The organism is Streptosporangium minutum, assembly GCF_002149035.1.
Taxonomy (GTDB): Bacteria; Actinomycetota; Actinomycetes; order Streptosporangiales; family Streptosporangiaceae; genus Streptosporangium; species Streptosporangium minutum.
In genome coordinates this window covers 1-3162 of the sequence record NZ_NGFP01000443.1, presented here as the reverse complement: position 1 = coordinate 3162, position 3162 = coordinate 1, and the positions used below count along the sequence as shown (strand labels likewise).

Sequence of the window (3162 nt, the reverse complement as noted above, 5' to 3'; positions counted from 1 at the left end):
GATTGGACAGCGCGGGTCGACCGGGGCCGCCGGCGGGGCCGGGGCGAGCCAGGAGACCACGCTCTGCTCGACGTTCCAGCCGTGCAGGTTCACCCAGGTCCTGGGCACCTCACCGGGGTCCTGGCAGAGCACCCTGGACTGGATCCGGTCGTTCTGGACGAAGCTCACGACGCCCTCACGCCCCAGGACGGTGGACATCTCGTCGTCGCTGGCGACCAGATGGCCCACGAGCACCCGCGGTGTCTCCTTCTCGTCCATCTGCAGCGCCATCAGCGGGAGGATCGGCGCCTTCATCACGACCACCCCCACAAGGAACGGCGTGAACACCGCCATCGCGATCGCGATGCCGTGGGTGAGCGCCCGGGCGGGCGCCCGGGGAACCGGGCCGGTCAGCAGGACCGCCAGCGCCGGCGGAAGCGTGAGCAGAAGCGAGGTCGCCAGGTCGCGCGCGGCGAACGCCGCCCCGATGGCCGACCAGAACACGATGTAGGAGATCACCGCGACCATCACGGGCAGCGCGTAGCAGACGGTGCCCCGCAGCCCCTCGTGATGGGGGAACCGGTCCCGCACCGCCAGTCCCGCCACGGCCAGCGACAGCATCGCCAGCGTCGGCAGGAACCGTAGCTGCCAGGCGCACATGCCCACCACCACGGCCAGGCCGACCACCCAGCCGGGCAGCCGTTCGGCGGTGCGCACCAGCCAGGAGGAGCGGCCCGTGCTGATCCAGTACAGGGTGCCGAGCACCCGGCCGCCCAGGATGAGGGCGGGCAGGACCCAGACGGTCGTCAGCAGGACGGCGCTCAGCAGGCCCAGCGGGCTGATGTTCTGCAGCAGCAGGAGCAGCGTCTGGGTGTCCTGCCTGCTGGCGTACCACAGCCGCATGACCAGCAGGACGAGGGGGAACACCGGAAGCAGCGCGAGCAGCCACTCCTGGTCCCTCGGCGCGTCCTTGACCCGCCTGGCGCCTTTCAACGGGACGGGCAGTCCTGGACGGGGAGGGTCCGCTCCCACGGCCATCTGCGCACCGACGGAGGGAGCGCGCAGGGCTGCTCCGCCTGGGCCACGTTCACGTTGGGGCTGGCCGGCAGCAGCGGGTCGATGTACGCCTGGTAGGCCTGCTCCCACCTCTGGTCCTGGGGGTCGGCGTAGGAACGGTAGAGGGCGAGGTCGACCAGGGTCCGCAGCGCCTCGTTGGAACCGGCGTTGACCGCCCACATCTCGGTCTTCTCCAGCGCGATGTCGTGATGGCGGAACGCCCCGCCGGACTCCGCGACGAACCCGGCCAGGATGGCCGCGTCGGTGGTCATCGCGTCGAACTCGCCGTCCTTCAGGCCCTCCGCGCAGTCGCTGATCAGATTCTTGGCGGTGACGGTGGCCCTCGTCGCCCTGGCCAGCTCCGTCTCGGAGGTCGAGGTGCCGAGCGTGCAGACCTTCTTGCCCTCGAGCTGCCCCAGGGAGGTGATCTTCCCGGGGTGATCGGATCGGGTCACCACGGACTGCTCGGTGTAGAGGTAGGGCGTGGAGAAGCCCACCGAGGGGTCCTCCCGCCGGTCACGTGTCACGCTGAAGGTGGCGACCACGAGGTCCACCCCGACGAACCGGCCGTTGGCGTCCAGGGCCTGCATGCGCGCCCTGTCCTCGGTCTCGATGGCCAGGAAGTCCACCTTGTCCGGCCGGTAGCCCAGGTCCGCGGCGATCAGGTAGGCGATCTGGATGTCGAACCCCTTGAAGGCCCGCCTGCCGGTCTGCTCCTGGAACGCGATGCCGGGGGTGTCGGTCTTCACCCCGATCCGGAGCCTGTCCTTGTTGAACAGTCCGGCCTTCTCCCGCAGCTCGGCCTCGGTGGGCGAGCCGTTCACCCACATGACGGACGCCCCGACCACGATCGCGGCCAGGACCAGCGCGACCCACGCCGCGAGCCGGAACCGTCTCACCCGCCGCGACCGGCCGGGCGCGGGCGCGGAGTCGGGCTCCTGCTCCGGGCCGGTCCACGGCTCGTGCTCCCCGGAAGGGGCCGGCGGGTTCTCCGCCCGCGCGCCCGAGTCCCCGGGTTCTTCGGTCATGACGCCTCCGGACTCCCTGTATGTCCGGCAGGCTATGTCGTGACCTCCGGGGCCGGGTGTTCCTTCACCAAGACGAGATCAAACGACTTACCGATGAGATGCCCGAAACACCCCTTAAGATCCTCTATCAGATCTCGGGAAGCGGGGGACGATGGACACCGTCATTGGGCCGTACCGCCTGGTGAGAAGGCTCGGGCAGGGCGGGACCGGCGAGGTCTTCCTCGCCCGTGACCCCGAGGGCCGCCAGGTCGCCGTCAAGGTCCTCCACCCCCGTCTGGCCGCCGACCCCGCTCTCCGGCAGCGGTTCCGGCAGGAGGCGGAGGCCGCGTCCCGGGTCGCCCGGTCCTGCACCGTCCCGGTGCTGGAGGCCGGGCTCGACGGCGGCCGGGCCTACCTGGTCACCGAGTACGTCGAGGGGCAGGACCTGCGCCGGCGGGTGGAGGAGCACGGCCCCCTCACCGGATCGAGCCTGGACGCGCTGGCCGTGTCCACCGCCGTCGCCCTGCAGGCCGTCCACGCCGCCGGCGTCGTGCACCGGGATCTGAAGCCGTCCGCCGTCCTGCTCGGCCCGCTCGGGCCCCGGGTGACCGGCTTCGGCGTGACCCGTCCCTCCGGCACCTCCGCGCGTGCCGGGAAGGTCGCGTCCTCCTACATGGCGCCCGAGCAGGCACGGGGTGAGGAGGCCGGCGCGGCGTCGGACGTGTTCGCCTGGGGCGGGGTCGTCCTCTACGCGGCGACCGGGCGCGGCCCGTCCGCCGACGGCGAGGACCGCCCCGCCGGTCACGCCGGCCCCGACCTGACCGGCCTGCACGGCGCGCTCCGCGACCTCGCCGGCCGCGCTCTCGCCGTGGAACCGGGCAACCGCCCCAGCGCTCCTACATGGCGCCCGAGCAGGCACGGGGTGAGGAGGCCGGCGCGGCGTCGGACGTGTTCGCCTGGGGCGGGGTCGTCCTCTACGCGGCGACCGGGCGCGGCCCGTCCGCCGACGGCGAGGACCGCCCCGCCGGTCACGCCGGCCCCGACCTGACCGGCCTGCACGGCGCGCTCCGCGACCTCGCCGGCCGCGCTCTCGCCGTGGAACCGGGCAACCGCCCCAGCG

The 3162-nt window shown here is 72.6% G+C and carries 3 protein-coding genes; 1 reads left to right on the top strand and 2 read right to left on the bottom strand.

Annotated elements, in window-relative coordinates; all coding sequences use genetic code 11:
• On the bottom strand, positions 1 to 972 hold a 972-nt coding region (locus CA984_RS43290; RefSeq protein ID WP_086579074.1), incomplete at its 3' end, for a hypothetical protein.
• On the bottom strand, positions 969 to 2063 hold the full coding sequence (locus tag CA984_RS43285) for a transporter substrate-binding domain-containing protein (RefSeq protein ID WP_086579073.1): 1095 nt from the start codon (positions 2061 to 2063) through the stop codon (positions 969 to 971). The genes CA984_RS43290 and CA984_RS43285, both read right to left, overlap by 4 nt.
• 151 nt (positions 2064 to 2214) lie before the next feature.
• On the opposite strand from CA984_RS43285, the gene CA984_RS43280 reads away from it, so the two are divergent.
• Positions 2215 to 3090: a serine/threonine-protein kinase gene (locus CA984_RS43280; RefSeq protein WP_086579072.1), complete on the top strand. Its 876-nt coding sequence runs from the start codon at positions 2215 to 2217 to the stop codon at positions 3088 to 3090.
• Positions 3091 to 3162: the final 72 nt, after the last annotated feature.

Coding starts and splice junctions, on each gene's coding strand:
- CA984_RS43285 (WP_086579073.1), bottom strand. CDS start 2,063: ATGACCGAAGAACCCGGGGACTCGGGCGCGCGGGCGGAGAACCCGCCG.
- CA984_RS43280 (WP_086579072.1), top strand. CDS start 2,215: ATGGACACCGTCATTGGGCCGTACCGCCTGGTGAGAAGGCTCGGGCAG.